This window comes from Paenibacillus sp. FSL F4-0087, from assembly GCF_038020215.1.
Lineage (GTDB): Bacteria > Bacillota > Bacilli > Paenibacillales > Paenibacillaceae > Paenibacillus > Paenibacillus taichungensis.
Genome location: NZ_JBBODJ010000001.1, coordinates 4,994,687 through 5,014,261, shown reverse-complemented (window position 1 = coordinate 5,014,261; position 19,575 = coordinate 4,994,687). Strand labels below are relative to the sequence as shown.

The following is a 19,575-nucleotide window of genomic DNA, read 5'->3' as shown; positions in this document are numbered from 1 at the left end:
AAGTCTGACACTGTTAGTACATTCGAGTATGTTGAGTAAGCAGATTACATTCTGAATTAAACATAGCCCTGATCGTCAAGTTGCCCGTTGTAGCTGCTATCAGGGCTTTTTCATGACTAGTTTGAGTGTAATCTCCACTTCAGGATGCATGCAGCTATGTATTTTAAATTAAATGAAGTTCATATGAGTGGATCGAAGGTAAGACTTGTGCTCGGGGGATGGAAAAGCGTACTTCTCTACGTTCATTTCAGATGATCCTTCGTTAAATGAGAGCTATCACCCAATGGAAAGATTACATAATTCACGTGATATTAAAGGCATTGGAAGCTTGCAGGCCTGACCTGCCTGCATGTACCTCCATCTGATCAGATGATTATTGATGATAACGCTTACAACATTTACCATAAAGCTGTGTCCTAGAGATTACATCTAACCAGCCGGCATGATCTATCTCATAGGTAACGGTCTGGTACACGGCTACCACATGCTCTTCATTCTATTCCCAATTAACCAAGGAGGTTTGCGTAATGAAATTATTCCCATCTAGATCCACTCATTCATCTGTACGTTCCGAACGTTCTCTGAAATCGAAAATGGCCCAGATCTGTCTGAGCGCCGCGTTCCCTCTATTATTGATTGGTGGTGGATCGGTCGGTGCTGAGGAACTGATCGAGAGCAGCTTGCAAAATCCCTCTGAATCGGTGGCGACTTCGAATATCGCACTTGCTGCGGGTGATCTGTATGTGTCTCCTGGGGGTTCAGCCAGCAATCCGGGAACACTCAACAGCCCTACGTCACTCGCTAACGCATTAACCCAGATCGCCCCAGGCAAAACCATCTATCTACGAGGCGGAACTTACAGTTTCTCCGAAACCATTACCATTGAGCGTGGCAATAGCGGTACATCCGGACAACGTAAAAACCTGGTGGCGTATGGATCGGAGAAACCAGTCTTTGATTTCTCGGCCCAAGCCTTCGCTTCCACCAACCGTGGGCTGCAAATGTTCGGAGACTACTGGTTCGTCAAAGGGCTTGAGGTGAAGGGTGCTGGCGACAACGGCATCTTCATCGGAGGCAGTTACAACCGTCTGGAACAGATCGAAGCTCATCATAACCGGGATACGGGTATTCAAATGGGGCGTTATGCTTCCACTGCCGCCAAGAGTGAATGGCCTGCATATAATGAAGTGATTCGTTCGTATTCCCATGATAACTATGACCCGGATAATGGTGAGGATGCTGACGGTTTTGCAGCCAAACTGACCGTTGGCCCGGGCAACGTCTTCGACGGTTGTATTGCGGCCTATAATGTCGACGATGGCTGGGATCTGTATAGCAAAACGGACACAGGCGCCATTGGGGCGGTCACCATCCGCAACAGCATCGCCTACGCGAACGGTGCAACATCAGACGGCACCTCCACCTCCAACAGTGATGGTAACGGCTTCAAGCTCGGTGGCGAGAAAATCGCCGTGAATCACATCGTCGAGAACAGCATTGCGTTTAATAACAAAAAACACGGCTTCACCTACAATAGTAATCCCGGTTCCATCCAAATGAAAAACAACACCTCCTGGAACAATGGGCAAAGCAACTTTGCCTTTGATGTAGGCACCCACATCTTCACCAACAACCTGTCCTTCCAAGGCGGCGCCAGTGACAAAACAAGCGGAACCGATGTCAGCAGCACCAATGTCTGGTGGAAGAACAAAAAAAGTGAGAACGCCAAAGGCCTGCTCGCCAGCGCAGCCGACTTTGTCTCCCTCGTACCTTCGGTAACACGTAGCGCGGATGGCACGCCTGTCCTGGGCAATTTCCTCAAGCTTGCGGGTGGCAGTGATTTGATCGGCTCGGGTACGCCATCGGGTACGAATATTGGGGCGAGGTAGGTGATAGGTAATAAGATAAAAGAGTAATTAAAAGCAAAATCCCCTTCCCCATTTCGCCTAAGCGGTGGTAATGGAGAAGGGGATTTTTGAATTGCTGTGTACTGTCTGCCGCTGGCTTATGAAATAGGTAGATACTCACGGCTTGGCTAAAACCTCAATGATGAGTCTGCCGCCTGTGCGAAACCCTTGCTCAAACGCCGCTTCCACATACATAGATGTGGACTGTCCGATCAAGTCTATCAATTGTTCCAAAGCATCGTATTCACTTTCGGTAAGCTGTGTTTTGTAGTCCTGCATCAGGTCCGATATCTGGCGATTGATTTCCTGATACTCAGCTTGCTCAGGATGAATCGACTCGTCCAACCGCAGGTTTCCGTGAAACAAATCTTCGATCAGGTTTGACATGTTATCCCCACCTAGTCTTTTTACCAACTATTCTCACTATACTTTAGCGGATTTTACGCTAAAAATCAATAGCGGATAACACGCTAAAGTATGATGTTGTTGAGGTGATGAACATGTATGCTCGTATACGCAATTTACGTGAAGACAAAGACTTATCCCAGACACAGATGGCCGCTTATCTCGGATGTAGCCAACGTGTTTATAGCAACTATGAACGTGGTGAGTTGGATATTCCAACAGCTATATTGATAAAGTTGGCTGATTATCATCAGACCAGTACAGATTATCTTTTGAACCGGACGGATGTAAGAAGGCCATATCCATCAAAGTGATTCGGCTTGAGTTTTACATACCCGAGGCTAAGTCCTCTCATGTTGAAAGCAAAGCCAAACTAGTACCCTGGTAATGTATTCACCCTTTCAAACTTGCTATGGGCGTTCGTCCGTAAGGATCATCAACCATAAGATCGAACTCTCTATAGATGAATGTCGGCGTATTAATCTTTTTCTATTGACCAACCATTCCTTAACAGCAAGGGGGACGTGGATTTTTTGATGTATTTCCAAGGAACAAGTCGATTCATATCCTCTTCTCTCCTGAACCAAACAGGCACGATATCAGACACATGTTATAACGCTGATTCAGAACTATTTCACCAGAACAAACCACACGTACCATGATCATCATCGCTGAATCGTATCAAGCTTGTCCAGCGACCTTCCATGCTGATAACCAGGTGACGGAGGGTCCAGTAAGTTCTTGATTGCATCTAACGATGCTGCCCGTTCTTGACGTCACTACCACTCTGCTTCTTAGCTGTAAATGTAAGTGGAGTGTCACCCATACGTAAAAAATTGTAGAGCGCATGCGAAATATCGGGATGAACAGACACAAGAATCTCAAGCAATTCTTCTGCTGTATGATTCTGTAGTTTAGTCAGATCAATATTATGAGACTCTGGTACTTTTTCGGGAGCCAGTTGAATATATCCCATCCGTTTGATGATATTGGAGAGGTCATCCTGCCAAAACCCATTATCTGTCGCTTTACAGCAGGCGGATGAACCGAATTCGCAAATGAAAAAATGGCTTTATGATACCATTTCAATTTCTCACCCCCAGAAACAAAAATAGAAGGCAGGAAATATTTCCTTACCTCCTAAAGTTCTTCATACTCCTATGGATTTATAATATTATCGAGTTACTATAGTGTTACTACAGATTTAATCAGCAATCCTCATACATTCATCACCATCCCTAACAAAGAAGGCCGCGACAATTACCCATCGCACCCCTATTTCAGTAAATTCAATTAATAACATCTATTAACACTGTTCTCATTTATTCCGATATTAAAATTAATTAAAAATAGGAGGGATTCTATGGGCAACTACCTATTATGGATGATTTTAATTTTAAGCGTCCTGACTACCCTAACAGTTCCAATAGAACGAACACGTTATAAAAAACTAAAACAGGAACTTGAAGCTCCTTTTGAGAAAAGAGATATATCCACCTCCATTGCTTTATTGGCATCCTATAACAACCTTCATCAAAAGGACCATGAATTGTTTAGAGCTGCTTTAGTACATTTAAAGACGCAGAAAGAGCAATACGCACATGAAAGTTTATTTGATGATATTCTAAAGATGGTTTCTTCCATAATACCAATCTTAGCGATTGTAGTCAGTTTGACAGTAACTGTTTTTAAGGACACTCTCGATACCCTTGTTACTTTCTTCGGAGCAGTGCTGGAAATAACCTCTTGTTTATTTATAGCAATCATCTTTATTACTTTCGTCTCACGTATTTATATATTTTCTTATAGAAGAGCAACCTCACTTATCAACAAGCATCTCATAATGGCAGAGGAAGTTGAAAGACATCCGCAAGAAAGTAAGATTTACATTCCATGAATAATTCTATTATTTTACTCATCCTGCTGAAGATTGATTTCCAGCTCAATTAACCGTTCCAGATCCTGAACAGTCTGCATCTTTATATGTCCAGCCTGCAGGTCTTTAACTCATTGGGCAATAAATGCCTAGTGGGTTCGTTTCAGACGATAAACCCCAGATAACCAAATTTCTCAATGCTCCGCTTCAGCTTCTCGTATTCTGGATTTCCTGGCTGAAGGTAAACGGGAGCATCACAGGCTGCTGCATTAATCTGATCGATTGGCACGATTCTGATGTTCATCTTCTCTACCTCCAATATTTCTGAACAAAAGAACACCCAAGTTTATTACTTGGATGTTCTGTTTCTGATATTATTAGGTAATCCGGTTTTATATTCTTCTTTGTCATAGTCCATGCCTAGTTGCTTTTTCAATTCATTATAATCTTTTACAGCTACTTTAACGAAGCGCTCTACAACATCGTCTGGGGTTTTTACTATAGATGATACATATTTACCCCAGGCATCTAATAACTCAGTAGAAGCATATGCAGATTTATCAAACATAAGCTTATCTGTGAATTCTTTGGTTAAAAATTCATGGTCTTTGATACTTCCAAGTACAACCGGACTCTTGGAAGTAACATTAAATGTTTCGAAAAGATACGCCCGGGCAACAATCAATGCATACAAAGGACTATATAAGTTATGTAACCTATCGAACTTCCTCCTTTTCTTTTCTTTGTATGGTTCAATAAAGAAATGTAGAATTAGAAATGTTGTTACTGCTATTAGAGCCGAGACACCTGCTGACAATAGTGGTATAGGAATTGAATTCATTTTTCACCTCACTTGCATATCAAAATTCGACATAAACTTGCCCGTTCCTTCTGCCCTAATTAAGTTGAGTTGGTTTCAACGTTTGGGTGACCATCATATGCATGCGTACGCTCGTTTCAGATGCTGTTCTCCGCTCTTCAAACTACCGATCCCTGTAATAGGATGTAACCAAAAAAAGGTCTCAGAACAGTTTTTAATTTGACAAATAAGAGTATAAGAACTGCTATTATTTAATATAAAACTTACCCTCTGCTGTCTTGATTTTCTTATTATCTAGCAATTCGTTCAAATAAGAGAACAAGACCATTTTTTTTAATTTAGTGGCATCCAGTAATCCCCTTAGATTTACACCTGATTCACCAGCATCCTGTATTTCATTCAGAATTCTTTCCATCATATTATTCTTTATAAGTTCTCCTATTATTTTTCTTCCCTCTGGAGAAATCCCATTTTGAGCATGATCTGTAGATATCATTTCATTACTTTGTTTTGCAATCTCCAATTTAGACAATGCCTTATCGATTCTTTCAACAAGTTGGACATTCGTTTTGTTATTTTCCTTAGTCACTTCAAGTAGTTTCACTGCATCTTCAATTTCACTTCCAACCTTATCTTGTAGAAGAGTCATAAAGTTTGTTTCATCTGCGAAATCACTTGGAGCATAAAGAACTTTATGCTTTTTTAGCAATACCAAAAAAAATGCTGCAACTAATCCAATAGGGAACACCATAACAAACCACACAAAAACTCTTTGAATTTCAAGCGGAAGTCCAAGCAATACTGTTGTACCAGCTAATTCTGCAATACCCGCAAATATCGCGATTATTGTAAGCGGATTTTGAACCTTGTTTTTATTATTCAACCTTCTCAACTCCCCTGAATAATAATAACCAGATTTCCAAATTGATACAATATGTGACAACAGCTATTTTTTAGTACAAACTGGTCTACTACAAAACTGCTTCATTCCATCCCATCTGCCCCAAACACAACCTTTGCATTTCTCTGGCTACTTGTTGGGACGAATGCGTATCTTCTTCCGTCTTCTGCTGCTGATCACTACAATTTCTCCAATGAAAAAAAGTCGATCCAATGAAGGAACGACTTTAATGTGATATGTATGATATTGGTGTTACGTCCTAAAAACATGCGACCGAAACGGTCGCTGCAAAAACGCTGCGCTCTTTGCTTTAAATGCATACGTACCTTGTAACTATAAAGGAAGAACAAGACCATTTTACTTAGAGTTGCAAAACTATGTCAAAGAGAAAAATCTCAGTATTTGACAATTTAAACAATATTGCCTCTGTTATCTCACCGTAGCCGGCTGATTCACAATAATGCTACATGTTCAGTGATTAATCTCTTTTTGTAAGACGGTCATCAAATCGTTTATTATAGTAAAGTTTTCTATTGATGTCCCCGCATGTGAAGCTAAAACGTTCAACTCATCGTGAGAGTATGTCACTTTATAATACTTCTCCAAGTATATTTCAAAAGAATACCACGCATCAGCTATTTGTTTAACCTCATAATCTTTAAAACATAATGCCAAGTTTTCCGGGGAGATGTAATGCTTATATTCAAGGTTAGTAAGATTTTTGTGAATTTTCATACCATCTGAATGTGTTATTGCCTTTAATATATCGTCACTTCTTTTCATTAAAACTTTTACGTATTGATATTTTAATGAATTTCTATACATCCGTTTTTCTTCTTCTTTGTCCGTGACCATTGATTGGTTTAAAATAAGCGTTTGCTCTGTTAACTGTACCGTTTTAACAGCTGCCTCTGATGCTTTATTAGTTGACTTGTAAACAAAGAACGATAAAACCAATGTTGCTAAAGCATTTATTACTGAGATCCAATCAGATGAGTCGAGGTTTTTAACCCACTCCATATGTTCTCCTCCAAAATAAAATATGAGAATATAAAGCGAGAAGATGAACGCCCCAGTCATATGCCCCTTATGGAGCTGTCCGTTTCATTCCCGCTTGACTTCCAATATTATCAAGTATAAAGTCTCATAGAGCCACCCATGATTCATGCATACAACATTCAAGAGATCATGATTAGGAAAGATGAAAATCAACTTGACAAGCTAAATCAACCTCTCTTTTACTTAGATCATGCTCTCCATAATTAAATATGAATTCTCCTATGTATTTCTTTTTATGCTTTTCTCGACCTATATCACTGTAAGAAATTTCTAATTCTATTTTAGGTATGTATTGTCCCTCGAAAGAATTATTTACTTGTTGCCTAATAAATGAAATGGTACCGAGGTAACATAAAAGTACAAAGCCCATGGGGAGCGCACAATAGACAGTATTACTACTAGTTTCCACAGGTAATATATAGTCATGCATCTGAATTGCATCAATTTGCTTATTGATCACCCCACTTAACAATCCTGATTCAACATAAGACAACATTGGAATCTTTTCGTTGTTTTGAATGTGTGCCACTTCGATATGTATCTTACTAATCAGCAAATCAATATCATAACACCATTTAATTTCCACATCCTTAGCAGCTCCCTTTCCTAAATTAAATATTTTGATAGGCACCTGTCTCGAACTTAATATAGCAAGTTCCTCACTCACATCTTTTTCACGAGAAGTTCTAACATTAAAATTCGTAAACCGATTTCCTTCAGATGTGAGATATACATTATTTGAGCTGCTTAATACTACGTCGGGCTTAAACGTACTTTTTCTTTGTTTGCTCATCTCTTTTAAAGTGAAAAGAGCTATACCGGATGTCACTAGAGTCGTAACTGTACTTAATCCAGATATAGTTGTGAATAGCCCCGAAAATTCTTCAAACATGCCTTTGCATTACCCCTTTTATTGAGAATTTCTGATATAATTCTTTAAAAATACAAATCAGCAATAGCTAATCTCATAATACCATATCCGCAAGTCTTATAGCTTCACACTGTACTATTAATTGCATCTGCACTACTAGTATGTGGAGAGCTTCCTTGTCTAGTAAACAGCAAAAAAATCGAAGGATCATAGCCAGAAACACTTATCAGGAGTTCCCCTTTGCTCGATTGCCTCCCGGTTGGCCCATCGGTTGAATTACTGAATAGAAGAAGAGGAACGAACGCCCCGGTCTAATGCTACGTTGTGCAGCCGTGCATTTCATTCGCGCTTTTTCTATGCTCCTAATGTATCACGGAAAAATGGTCTTGTGGGGTTCATCGTTGTCTCAAAATGAGATCAAAATTGGTTCACATTCGGTTCAATTAATTCCCTCTCTAATTACATCCTAAGATAGACTATAATGATATTGTTATATTCAATAGAACAAAGAATTGAGGTATACATAATGAAAATACTTAATGTACTTATTGAAAATCACAAAAGTATCAAAGATTCGGGAGAGATTAATTTACATAATAAAATCAATACTTTTGCAGGTAAAAATAATACAGGTAAATCAGCTTTTATTGAAGCAATATATAAGGTTACTCATGGTGAGCTAACTGAGTCTCTCAATAGAGATCCTGATACAGTCACTATAGTCATGGATATTAACTTATCAGATGAAGAACTTTCACTATTGTATGAAGAGGTAGATGAGCCATATAAATTAATTAACTCAAATCTTTTACAATTGACTTATATATATGATATTAATCAAAATAGATCATTTTTAGAAACAATAGAAAGATTTGCTGATGGTACATATACGCAATTTTATTTTGCCTCTACAGAGGCGCCAAATATGAATTATTTTGTTATTAATAAGTTCGATAAAAAGATTAGATTTTCTGGGATTCCTGTTTTTCTTACAAATATTCATAAATTGTGCAAAGATAAAATTATATATGTAAATGGATCTAGGTATGTTCAATCAAAAGAAAGAATTCACTTACAAAATTCTTTACAAATTGAAGGAACAAATCTTAATACCTTACTTTATACATTAAACAATAATGATCCTAGGATCTTCAATAAAATAAATCAAACATTTAGACAAATATTTAATGATGTTTTATATATTAGTACCCCCGTAAACGAAAACGATCAGACTCACATCAGTATATACTTTGAAGGCATTAACATCCCTATTCCCTTATCAGAGTGTGGAAGTGGTTACACTCATGTTTTACTACTGTTATCTGTGCTCTATACAAAAGAAAATAGTATAGTACTATTCGATGAGCCACAAGTATTCTTACATCCTTCTGCAGAAAAGGCCATATACGATTTGGTAAGTGAAAACAGTGAGCACCAGTATATATTCACTACTCACTCACCTATCTTAATTAATTATCCAATGGAAAAACACTTAGTCCATGTTAGTAAGTCAAATGGTGTTAGTACCTTCACACAACTCGAAAAAATTCAAGAACTATTGTCTGATATTGGTATAAGCAATAGCAATTATGCTCTATCTGATAAGGTGATTTTTGTAGAAGGTGAAACTGAAGAATGTATGTTCCCCATAATTCTCTCTCATTTCGGTTTAAAACAGATTGGTTATAACTATAGAATCTTAAACATGAAGGGAACTGGTAATTATTTTAGTAAGAATTCTGCTATGCGGGAGTATAAAAACAAACTAGACCTAGTTCTAAGTGGCATATCGGAAAGTCCAATACCTTATAAAATAATTATTGATGCAGATAACAAAACCAAAGAAAAACTTCTCACATTAAAAGAAAGTTATGGAGATAATATAATTATCTTGGAACGACGAGAGTACGAGAACTACTTTTTGGACTGTTATCAAGAGATTTCTGAAATCATTAACCAAAATTTATCTATAGCTGAGACTAATCCAGATCGAATAAAGAGCGAAATCGACCATTTATTATTAGCAACCCATGACACTAAGTTATTTCCTAAAAAAGATTCCAGAAATGCATTAAAAGATGTTGTTGGAAGTGAAGTGTTAGAACGCTTATTTGAAATTCACTCTTTACACTACAATAAAATAGTTCACGGAATGGAGCTGACTACATTGGTGTTGAAAAACAATCCAGAAAAACTGGAATTCTTTAAGAACGAACTGCAAGATTTCATAAAAGGATAATGGTACCAAGAAGAGAAGCTGACGAATTAATCGTCAGCTTCTCTTTTAGAATTCAGAATCATCTTGCTCAAAAAAGCCGATAATTTTCAAAGTATTTGCGATGCTCTCCAATCCCTCATCGATTTTGCGCTTGATAGTGCTGTCACTGAGTGCACGCCGGAAGAAGAGTATCGTTTCTTTGCGTGAATATCCTTGAATGTATCTGTAGTCAACGGCTTTACGGGCTTCCTCGTCTTTGATTAACTGTTGCGCCCTTTCCAACTGGTGTGTATAGAAGTCATATCTTTTGTACACCCAGCGCTGTTTCTCTATAAGAATCGTAGCGTTTTCCGTCTTGCTCGCAGCAGATCAGTTTTATTGAAAATTCAAGTTACTTTATAATCACCCTCCCTCTTAATATGATTTTAAAGTTTCTTGTTATCTTTTTATTGATACACCGCCTATTGTTGGAACTATAGTAGACTGAGGGGCTCCCATCAAATATTCACCGAATGTGAGAACATATGCGTCAGCTCGGTCAGGTGACTTTAATCCACGCTTCTTCATGTCTTTCTTACTTTCAAGAAGTATCTTGCTCTTGCTGGTCATTGACCATTTTCTTGCAGTCAATTAGTAAGTACATCGTCATCGGGTAGTTGTAAGACCGCAGAATCGTTGTTTATATAATTGCTCATGTTTTGTTCCAGTTGACCTTTAAATCTACGCCCACATCTTCGAGCCTAGGTTTTCATAATATTCATCGAAAAATCGCTAAAATTTACTAGGGATCTGAATATCCATTAATCGCCCATAATGTTGAATAACAAAATAGGATGTTATACTTGCTGTACAAAAAAATGAAATAAATTCAATATTTATTCAATATTACAAAAATAAGGAACCAGAACGAGCTATCCTAGTACAAATTATAGTTTACAGAAGCAGATTCGTAGTATATTGCATTAAAGTTGATTGGAAGAAAGGATTCATGAATATAATATACAGATATTGAAGACTTGTATGAATTCGAAATTGAAAACAGAATTTTTTTCGAGGAAATGGTACCGTCTCGAGGAGATGATTTAGATATAAAAGAAGTTAAGGCAAAAACAACCACCAACAATATAGCATCTCAAAAAGTTTTAGAGCAAAACGGATTCGAGCATATAGAAACTAGTGATAAAGAATTTGAAATGGATGGGCAAATGTTAAAATTCATTACTTATACATGGACAAATAAACCATTATTTAATCACCAATCGGACGCGGCTGTTTAAGCTGAAGATTATTAGCCAAATTCCTCGTTCAAGATACTGAGGGGTTAGGCTTTTTTTGTCTGTTAATATCTATTTTTGATAAGTAATAGAATTAATTTATAAACTTGACTGTGCCAATGATTAGGGGTACTATATGTTTGTATAAATGGAATATATTACAATTTAAATATTTATTTTGGAATCTTATATTTTCAAGATGGGTATCAGAGCCTATCATAGCTAAGATATCAATGCGTATAAATGAGTTTTACATCTTGTCTGCAACACATAATCATTGGCAGGCATTCATTTTACATATACATTCCTACTTCATAGAGTTTTCTAGCCTGTAGAGTTCTACCTCCTTAATTTCTTTTTCAGTAGAGAAAAAAGGGGAAGAACCATCTTTAAAAGAGAGGAGGGCAAGAGGATCTAAGCTGCAAGCAGGTCTATTTGTCGTACCGCATGTTTTTGTTAAAGAATACCCATAACAAGAAAGGTGGAATTTATTACTATGAGAAAATTGATTAGTTTAGCTCTTATTCTTGTTCTAGTGCTTTCGTTCAATGTTGCTGCCTATGCAGACGGTGACGTGACTCAAGCCAAACCGTTGACAAAGGAAGAAATTATTAATTCCAAAGAATTCCGTGAAGCTGTGAGAGCCGCTAAGGCTGAATTTGAATCACAGAAGGCTGATAACGCGGGTGGTCCAGTTCTGTTTGCGCCTGCTCCGAAAGTATCTCACATTAATGTATACGGTGTCGTATCTCCTAATGGCGGTCAAGAAATTTACGGCTTCAATAACAACCCACTGTCCACAACCAATGATCATGGTGGGGCTTGGATTCAGTGTATTACTTTCCAGATCGGTTATGACAGCAGTCACTACGGCAAACTTGCCGGCAATACAATGACAAACAACCGGTCTGAAGCTATTGATCTGGACGGTGATCGTGTTGTAGATGCTTGGGCCCATTCTTGGGTTTATGAAGCGCCTAGTACAGGCGGACAATTTGTAGGTACGGTCTATTCCATTAATATTCCAACACAGTGGACCGCTTGGATTAATGTTCGTTAACAGTAAGGATGTAATATGAATATTGGAGGAATTGGCTATGACAGCCCACTCTTCTGCTAACAATTATATTAGTATATTTTCTCAGGCGGCCTTGAAGAATGCGTCTCAAGAAGGTCCAGGATGCGTGGAACTAAGCAGAGGAAAAAAACAGTGGCTTCAATCCCTTAACCGATGCTGATGGTAAACTTACAGGTTCCTCCTTGTTGGCGCGACATATGGAGATGAAATACAACCTGATGCTTCGTTATGGTAATAAGGAAGCCCGTGTACGCATGGACAATGTGTTTGCAGACAAAGATTCCGCAAAGGCTCTTATCCGTGCGGTTTTGGAACGAGCTAATCATCCGTTAACAAGCGCTAAAAGCTCTGCCCAGCTTGAGTTAGAAAAGCATTTTTAGAGTCTTTTCTATCTTATGTGGATTGATGTAAACGGACTTGACTCTTGATTAGGCGCAGGGATATACATCCCCTGCGTCTTTTCTCCGTTGTGACATTACCCTAAGAGCAGTAGCAGAGCCACTTTTCAAGGAAATTGCCGAGTGTCTAGTTCAATAGGGTCAAACCTTCCAGTTCCACTTGTTTTAATAGCTCATTATTAAACGTATGGTCTCAATACGTTTAATCCGACTTTCAGGATTGGCTACGTGAATTCAATGTCACATTACAATTCATATCATTCAATTGATTTTGGAATAATATCAAGCGTTAGTTGCACCCATTGCTCTTCTCTGTAGTTGTACACATATTCTTGTGAGTTGTCCTTAAATTTAACCACAATAGGACACTGAGGAATTTACTACGACGAGCTTTAATGCTAACAATATTATTTTTTATCTATCCCTTTTTAACGGTTCAATACGTTCTTAAACCATCTTCAAGATCCTTCATATCCTTTTTATATGAGGCATACGAAGGAGGGGATATTAAAATAAAGACCTTGAGGATTAGAGTCCTCAAGGTCTTATCAGTTCCTAGTTCTTAATACTATAATGTTTCATTAACTTATTAGTCACATCTTCGGGTATACCTTTGGTAAAGTTTAAGGCCACCAAATCAGTAATAGCCCTGTCTATTGAAAAACATGAGTCACTACTGTACTTGCTCATTTCATCGTTAAAACCTAAAATACAAATGCCGTAACTTCTTTCTCCCCATATTGCCCAATTCAGCGACGACGATAACCATATAACTATTTCAGAGTTAGATAGAATAGCATCAGCAGGGCTTTCTTCTGGTCCCTGATTAAGGATATTCCAATACTCATCAGCGGTGGTACCCTTTTGTAAAACGCACCAGTTATATTGGGAAAACTCACTGTAGTAATAATTTACAGGGTCTGGATCTAAAACAGCCATAATTACAGAGGAGTCACCAAAAGTATCCATGATTTTCTCTAATTCATCCCAAAATTGATAGCTCATTACATAATCAAAATCAAAAACAACTTTATTTGGAAAGGAAACTTTAAATACTGGATTTGGTAACCTCTCGTCAACACAAATTACTTTTGAAACCAAACGTGATGCTTTCTCAAACTCTTCTGAGCTTTTAATCATTTTGCTCAAATTTGTCAGTCCCCAATAGAATCTTAGTTGTGACCCCTGTCGCACCCTTAGCCCAAAATTCAGCGTTGAGTTATTTAGATTCAATTGTATACCTATATTCAATCATGTTAGTATCTCCAAACTTCTTAATACAACGGATATGCCGATGGTTGCAATTCATACTCTCATTAATATTAGAGAAGATGCCCCGATGTATAACGAGGTCATCTTCTTTAAGAACGATACGGCAATTTTTATTATCCATATTAAAATGCAATATAAGAATGAACTCATTTCTCTCATTTTTCAAACAATCTTTTACTGTATTTTTGTTATGTTAATAGGGGTGTCCCAATTATCAAGATAAAAAATAACATTGGATCTAATATTTACTTTGTTCCAAACTTTCTTGTCTATAGGAAATGTTTCATCTCCAAAACTGTTTGATTTAACTTTAATATAGAAGGCCCCTTCATTTTCTAACTTTTTAGTTACCACTCCTGACAAAGGATCTTTCGTTGGTTCTTTATTAATTGAAACGATGTATAGATACTTCCCTTCATTCAGATACCGATAGGTTATTGAATCACCTTCTTTTAATTTGTTACATGATGGACTTTCAAATCGTTCTGTTTGAGTACTCCTGTTTATAGGCTTTGGTGGATCATTAACAGTTACCTTGCATGAATTACCTTTAAGGTCGACTGATATTATATGCCTGCTAGTTTGTACTGGAGTTGAATCTTTAATGAAAATAAAAAAAATGAATATGGTAATCATTAATAAAACACCTATTATTAATACCTTTCTCAAAATAACACCTCTTCCCTACAAAATACTTAATAGTATGGATTCCAACCAGTCCATCCAGTAGGTTTACCATCACTAGTAACAATTACAGTTTGCATAGTATACCCTTTGGGGTTGGCCACATAAATCATAGTAGTTACCGTACCCTTTTTACTTACTTCAACATTGCCAAAAACTGATGCTACTAAATAGTTTACATTCCCAAATCTTTTACTGGTAACTAGACTTGTAAGTCGTGAGGAAACATCCCCCATAATTGCATCTGCTTTTCCCTTCGTGTACGTTGTCTCATCGTAAATGCAACCAGTGCAATTATATTTTGATGAATCGGCATAATAAACTGTATTGTCTCTAGGGTCTACCATTACTTTCATATTTTTTGAAGTATCATCTTGCAGTACAAAAGCATTAAAGACAGGCATACTCTGTTTCAAAAGTCCCTGCATACCTTTGTTGCTGTTTCTTATCGCTTTTGCTTGATTTGCAGCTTGGTTTCTTTTTTTGTGTGCGTGAACCCACATTGATGAATTGTCTTTGGATCCTTTAAAAACCCCATCCCAGTAAACCCAATCTGCTTTTAAGGAATTTAATTTCCAGTTAATGTTGAAAACATCTACATCTACGGCCACATGCCCACTCGGATCTACATATTTTAGAGGATTATTACTTACATAAGAGTACAAATTCAAACTTAATGGATCATTCAATTCTCCCTCATACGTGTCCTCACCGATGAAACGTGCCATGCCTGGATCATACCAGCGTGCTCGCAGATATTGCAGCCCTACAGTATCATCCCAATATTCTCCGGCATAGCGAAGCATATTCGGTACGGTTTCCTCTGTTGTTAACGGTCCGCCCCAGATATCATAGGTATAGCTGTTCAACACTTTTCCTGCATCGTCTACAAGGCCAACGACATCTCCATGACCATTCAACTGGTAGTATTCCAGTTTACCTGTTTGCTTGTCCTGGCGGGCCCATAATTGCCCATACAGATCATAGATATAGGCATATGTTAGCTCTGCTTTTCCAGACGTTGCAGCGGCCTCAGCCATGAGTTTAGCTTCTTCATCGTAATAATACCGAATCGTTTGTTCGCCTTCCGTACGTTCATACAACAGTCCATCTCCATTATAGCTGTAGGTTACCGTTTTGCCTTCACCCGTAGCTTTAATCAGACGATTCTGGCTGTCATACGTATACTGTGCATCCTTTAGACCGTATACCTTACCACTTCCGGTACTGTACCGGTTACCATTCGGGTCATAAGTATACGTTTCTTTTTGCGTGCCCGTTTCGGTCTGAATCCGGCTCAATTCATCGTATGTGTATTGATCGGTTTCCCCATTCTGTGTACGGGACGTGATGTTTTTATTACCATCATATTCATAGGCGAACTGTTGCACCGCTGATGTCCCTTGAGAGATCGTGATTCCCGACAGGTCATAGCCATTGAACTGGTAGCTTGTGCTGAGGCCCTTGCCAAACGATAATTTCTCCAGTAAGCTATTGGACGCATAACTGAATGTCATACGATCCACAGGCGTCGTTCCCGATGCTGCGAGTGCAGAGGCCCCTCCTGAACCCGTGGTAATATCCATGGAGGTTACCCGATTCATGGCATCTACTTCGCCGTGAATGCGCAAGGATTGTCCTTTGGCATCCGTTAAGGTATACCCTAGACGTTGCTGGGTATTGTTTTCGTAATCAAGTCGTGTCCCATCCGGGAACGTCAGTCCGTTCAACATCCCATCTGCTGCTCGATAACTGTACGTGGTCTTTCCATGATCATCGGTCATCGATGTTCTGCGGCCAATCTCGTCGTACGTATAGGTTACATTCGTATCCGGTGCTTTCATACCTGTGAGCATGTTGTCACTATTATACGTATACTCTGTTACTTTCCCAAGTCGATCCTGTTTTTTGATCAGATTACTTTTCTTATCGTAATATAACGTTGTCGCATACCCGGCTGGACTCGGATGCGTCTGTTTAATGAGTCTTCCCAATTCATCATACTGTTTTGTGACTGTTTGCGTATTCGGTGATACGATCTGTGTCACTTGGCCCTGATAGCTATAGAAGTAGCGGCTTGTCTCTTGCTTCGGTGTGGTTACCGTTGTGATCTGTCCAAGCGCATCATACGTATAGGTCGTTCGTTGACCGTTACCATCGATAGATGCAATTACGTTACCATCGATATCATACTCGGTTTGTTGTAACGGAACATATGCACCATTCCGATATTCTTCTACCGCCGTCACTCGACCGAGTAAATCCATCTTCTCTCGTGTTTGATTGTCAGCAGCGTCCTTATAGGTCACCGTTTGGGCCACTGCGTCAATGTTGGTTGTTCCGGTGGTCCCGTCTGGATACTTTGTCTCTATCGCTTGTCCAAACGCGTCGACTACAACTCTCGTAACATTGCCTTCAGCATCCTCAACAGCCGTAACATTACCTTCGCGGTCATAGGCGTATTTGTACGTAGCCTCAGCCGTCTGCTCTTCTACCAAAAGACCTAACGGATTATACCGCTCGGTTGTGACAATGCCATCAGCCGATGTATTTGTAATGATGTTCTTAACATCATCATACGCCGTAGTTGATTTCGTACCATCAGCATGGACAATTTGTAGAAGTCGCCCTCTCTTATCATACTGATACGATTCCTGTTCCCCGGATGCATCGGTTGTCTTTTCCAGTTCACCAGCATTCGTATATTGATACGATTCCACGAGGGCTTCTGCTTTACCAGCAGCATCATTCACGGTTATGGACTTGGATTTCACCAAATGCCCTGCATTAGCCTGATAACTCAACGTCGCTACGCTGTCTTTAGCTAAATAGCCGCCTTTATCCGTGGTGCTGGTGACTCTTCCTTTATCATCCAGCTTCACTTCCGATTCAGTGAGCAACTGCCCGCCGTATCCATTTTTAGTTGTGCTCCGCAGAACGGAACCTTGGCTGTTATAGGTTGTTTCGGTGTATCTCTCCAAGGTACTATTAATCTTGCTGGTCGAACGAATAGGTTTGATCCAGTGATATGGAGCCTTACTCGTTTCATACGCATAAGTGGATTCTTGTCCGGTACTGCGCTTTTCTGAAGTCACCATTCCATTGGTATCATAGGTCATGGTCGTGGTTAGCTTCTCGCCTGCACGTCCACCCTCACTAACCCACTCCGTCATTTGAGTCGGAAGGTTTCGCTTCGTCTGGTTATCGTACTGCAACTCCGTGGAATAAGTCACGTCATCTCCAGTTAACGTGTGCTTATCTGCGCGAACCAAATCTGGATGAGCTGCAGCGCTAAACGTTTTGGAGAACGTCCAAGTATCTGCGGTGTTCTCTGCTTTCACTTTCGTTGTCCATGTTGCGGATTGACCGTATGCTTCCAGATCTTCTCCAGAGTACTCAAAGTTAACCTTGTCCAGAACGCCTTCGCCATCCGTTGTGCTAAACTGGCTTTTGCGCTCTCTTACTTTGAATACGAAATGGGAGGAAGCTTCGCCAATCTGTTTTAACTCCGGAATATATGCATAATCCGTTATAGCTGATGAAGGGCTTGTAATACGCGATAGCAACGCTGTATGCATCACACCTTGAGCATTTTGGTTGCTTTGCAACTCAGGTAAAAAGTTCAATTTGGATTCCGGATAATAATACGTATACGTCGTTGTCCGATCGAGAGCATCCGTGTATTCTCGCAAAATGCGAATGCCTTCGTCCTCGCGTTGCGTGTATGTTGCTTTCCGATCCGTTCCGGCAAGCTGTACAGTAACCTTCAGGTTGTCATAAGCAAATGTCAGCGCCTGACCTTCGCTGTTTTCAATTCTTGCAATGGCTTGGTTTCCGTTCAATATCGTATAGTAAAAATTCACGGTATTGCGGTAGCCATCTGTAATTTGCAACAGTTCTCCGACTTCATTAAATAGATAATCGTAGCCGTTTCGGATGGATAGACGATAACTGCTAGATACGCCATTAACAGTCACGGTCGCATCTCGCTTAACGGTTAAGTCATTCCATACGTAACCTTCCAGTTCCAGGTTCGCGTTTAAGCGGTAATTGCCCACGCCTGGAATCAGAATATACTGATGATCGCCACGCTTTTCCATGAAAGGAATGTCCCAACGCCATCCTTGCCCCAATCCAGCAGAGAGTTCTTCCTTGCGTGGCGTAACTATATTAGAATACGTCTGTGTCGTTTCGTCATATTCAACGCCCAGCTGTCCACTCGCTCTAGCGCTGTCATAGACGCGTGTCAGATCAAACGGAATGAGACCAAGTAGAGAAAGGTCAGTACTCCGAATCATCATTTCCCCTGTAGCAGTTGAGATGGATTCTGCTCCGTAAGACGTCATATAAAGCGATGCGTCATCTCGGATATCTACATGGTTAAGTCCAGTTTCGTCCACGGTTGTTCCTGTACCTGGAGCATCCTCATTAAGAGCATTAATCGAGAAGTTATTTTGCTGTGATGATCCGGAAGGGCGTAGCCCCTCCATTTGAATCGGTTCGCTTATTTCTTGTGCTTCTAGCCATTTTTCAGCAGCCTCGCCGCCTGTGCGATCTGTCTGTAAAGCTTTATACAACTGGTACAACGAGTAACCTTGATCTAGCTTCTGTTCGATCCAGTCTTCTTTGACCCCAAATTGCTCTTTTAAACTATGGATTGTAATGTAAGTGGCAGAAGGAATTGAATCCTTCCCTTCTGCCGCCGCTGCTGCTTGTCCTCCATATCCAAAAGAACTGAATCCACTAAGAACCAATATGGCACATAACCAAATAATCGTTAATTTCTTAAACACTCCATCACCTCAACCTAGA

18 protein-coding genes are annotated in these 19,575 nt (G+C 39.4%); 7 read left to right on the top strand and 11 right to left on the bottom strand.

The window, feature by feature from the left end:
* The first annotated feature begins 527 nt into the window (after nt 1-527).
* The gene (locus MHB84_RS23020) at nt 528-1,889 is read left to right on the top strand and encodes a right-handed parallel beta-helix repeat-containing protein (RefSeq protein ID WP_076291831.1); all 1,362 of its coding nucleotides are present in this window, start codon (nt 528-530) and stop codon (nt 1,887-1,889) included.
* A gap of 135 nt (nt 1,890-2,024) precedes the next feature.
* Here MHB84_RS23020 and MHB84_RS23015 read toward each other — a convergent pair whose 3' ends face one another.
* The gene (locus MHB84_RS23015; RefSeq protein ID WP_076291830.1) at nt 2,025-2,294 is read right to left on the bottom strand and encodes a DUF6809 family protein; all 270 of its coding nucleotides are present in this window, start codon (nt 2,292-2,294) and stop codon (nt 2,025-2,027) included.
* A gap of 113 nt (nt 2,295-2,407) precedes the next feature.
* Between MHB84_RS23015 and MHB84_RS23010 the strand changes: the two genes are divergently transcribed.
* Nucleotides 2,408-2,626, top strand: a complete 219-nt coding sequence (locus MHB84_RS23010) for a helix-turn-helix domain-containing protein (RefSeq protein ID WP_076291829.1) — start codon at nt 2,408-2,410, stop codon at nt 2,624-2,626.
* Nucleotides 2,627-3,063: 437 nt separating this feature from the next.
* Here the strand turns inward: MHB84_RS23010 and MHB84_RS23005 are convergent, their stop codons facing one another.
* A complete protein-coding gene (locus tag MHB84_RS23005; RefSeq protein WP_076291828.1) occupies nt 3,064-3,288 on the bottom strand; it encodes a hypothetical protein in 225 nt (74 codons plus the stop codon).
* Nucleotides 3,289-3,675: 387 nt separating this feature from the next.
* Between MHB84_RS23005 and MHB84_RS23000 the strand changes: the two genes are divergently transcribed.
* A complete protein-coding gene (locus MHB84_RS23000; protein WP_076291827.1) occupies nt 3,676-4,209 on the top strand; it encodes a hypothetical protein in 534 nt (177 codons plus the stop codon).
* A 142-nt stretch (nt 4,210-4,351) separates the two neighbouring features.
* Here the strand turns inward: MHB84_RS23000 and MHB84_RS22995 are convergent, their stop codons facing one another.
* From MHB84_RS22995 to MHB84_RS22975, 5 genes are all read right to left on the bottom strand, one after another.
* Nucleotides 4,352-4,492: a hypothetical protein gene (locus tag MHB84_RS22995; protein ID WP_179087232.1), complete on the bottom strand. Its 141-nt coding sequence runs from the start codon at nt 4,490-4,492 to the stop codon at nt 4,352-4,354.
* A gap of 45 nt (nt 4,493-4,537) precedes the next feature.
* Entirely contained in the window at nt 4,538-5,029 is a 492-nt protein-coding gene (locus tag MHB84_RS22990) for a hypothetical protein (protein WP_143764839.1), read from the bottom strand.
* 226 nt (nt 5,030-5,255) lie between these two features.
* On the bottom strand, nt 5,256-5,891 hold the full coding sequence (locus MHB84_RS22985; protein WP_076291825.1) for a hypothetical protein: 636 nt from the start codon (nt 5,889-5,891) through the stop codon (nt 5,256-5,258).
* A gap of 489 nt (nt 5,892-6,380) precedes the next feature.
* The gene (locus MHB84_RS22980; protein WP_076291824.1) at nt 6,381-6,929 is read right to left on the bottom strand and encodes a hypothetical protein; all 549 of its coding nucleotides are present in this window, start codon (nt 6,927-6,929) and stop codon (nt 6,381-6,383) included.
* A 172-nt stretch (nt 6,930-7,101) separates the two neighbouring features.
* Nucleotides 7,102-7,860, bottom strand: coding sequence for a hypothetical protein (locus MHB84_RS22975; RefSeq protein WP_076291823.1), 759 nt, complete (start codon nt 7,858-7,860; stop codon nt 7,102-7,104).
* A gap of 505 nt (nt 7,861-8,365) precedes the next feature.
* Between MHB84_RS22975 and MHB84_RS22970 the strand changes: the two genes are divergently transcribed.
* Nucleotides 8,366-10,078 carry an ATP-dependent nuclease gene (locus MHB84_RS22970; protein ID WP_341143066.1) on the top strand — a complete coding sequence of 571 codons (1,713 nt, stop codon included), beginning with the start codon at nt 8,366-8,368 and terminating at the stop codon, nt 10,076-10,078.
* A gap of 45 nt (nt 10,079-10,123) precedes the next feature.
* On the opposite strand, the gene MHB84_RS22965 is transcribed toward MHB84_RS22970, so the two are convergent.
* Complete coding sequence (locus MHB84_RS22965) at nt 10,124-10,372, bottom strand: hypothetical protein (protein ID WP_256716760.1); 249 nt, start codon at nt 10,370-10,372, stop codon at nt 10,124-10,126.
* Nucleotides 10,373-11,115: 743 nt separating this feature from the next.
* On the opposite strand from MHB84_RS22965, the gene MHB84_RS22960 reads away from it, so the two are divergent.
* The 3 genes from MHB84_RS22960 to MHB84_RS22950 all read left to right on the top strand — a co-directional run bounded on the left by MHB84_RS22960 (nt 11,116) and on the right by MHB84_RS22950 (nt 12,789).
* The gene (locus tag MHB84_RS22960) at nt 11,116-11,334 is read left to right on the top strand and encodes a GNAT family N-acetyltransferase (RefSeq protein ID WP_341143100.1); all 219 of its coding nucleotides are present in this window, start codon (nt 11,116-11,118) and stop codon (nt 11,332-11,334) included.
* 493 nt (nt 11,335-11,827) lie between these two features.
* Entirely contained in the window at nt 11,828-12,391 is a 564-nt protein-coding gene (locus MHB84_RS22955) for a DUF4879 domain-containing protein (protein ID WP_076288256.1), read from the top strand.
* A gap of 221 nt (nt 12,392-12,612) precedes the next feature.
* Nucleotides 12,613-12,789 (top strand): hypothetical protein, encoded by a 177-nt coding sequence (locus MHB84_RS22950; protein WP_179087134.1) that lies wholly within the window; start codon nt 12,613-12,615, stop codon nt 12,787-12,789.
* 573 nt (nt 12,790-13,362) lie between these two features.
* Here MHB84_RS22950 and MHB84_RS22945 read toward each other — a convergent pair.
* The 3 genes from MHB84_RS22945 to MHB84_RS22935 form a co-directional block, all read right to left on the bottom strand.
* Nucleotides 13,363-13,956, bottom strand: a complete 594-nt coding sequence (locus MHB84_RS22945; protein WP_111618807.1) for a hypothetical protein — start codon at nt 13,954-13,956, stop codon at nt 13,363-13,365.
* 297 nt (nt 13,957-14,253) lie between these two features.
* A complete protein-coding gene (locus MHB84_RS22940; protein WP_076288255.1) occupies nt 14,254-14,748 on the bottom strand; it encodes a hypothetical protein in 495 nt (164 codons plus the stop codon).
* Nucleotides 14,749-14,774: 26 nt separating this feature from the next.
* Nucleotides 14,775-19,556, bottom strand: a complete 4,782-nt coding sequence (locus MHB84_RS22935; protein ID WP_076288254.1) for an RHS repeat-associated core domain-containing protein — start codon at nt 19,554-19,556, stop codon at nt 14,775-14,777.
* Between the last annotated feature and the right edge of the window lie 19 nt (nt 19,557-19,575).